The sequence below is a fragment of the Pseudoalteromonas rubra genome, from assembly GCF_005887095.1.
Taxonomy (GTDB): domain Bacteria; phylum Pseudomonadota; class Gammaproteobacteria; order Enterobacterales; family Alteromonadaceae; genus Pseudoalteromonas; species Pseudoalteromonas rubra_E.
On sequence record NZ_PNCI01000169.1, the window covers coordinates 1 to 335 of the forward strand.

At 40.0% G+C, this 335-nt stretch carries 1 protein-coding gene; it reads left to right on the forward strand.

What is annotated here, in order from left to right:
* Positions 1 to 335, forward strand: a 335-nt coding sequence (locus CWB99_RS24355; RefSeq protein ID WP_171045452.1) for a hypothetical protein, incomplete at both ends; no start/stop codon positions are given.

A 335-nucleotide genomic window follows, 5' to 3' on the forward strand; every position in this document is an offset into this window, starting at 1 on the left:
AATAAGGCTATCCGTATCCAGCATTATAATGCTGTGGCGTTGAAGTCTTATTACATCAACACCCGTTTAACCCGTAATCGTTTGGGCTCTAAGTTCCGAAAATGCCTGTATGAGGCTGTTGAAGAATTTTTTGGAGTAACCCTTGATATTGAAAAATCAGGTTCAGCTGGGTTGTACCACTACAATGGTGACAAGCTGAAAGCAATGTTCATTGAGCTGGATGTAAACAATATTGAAATCAGAATACCGAAAGACGTTCAGTTAGTGGTAGAAGTAGGTGCAACACAGGTGCACGAAATTGAAAAGTTTGCCAAAACACAGTCTGAACTCGATAT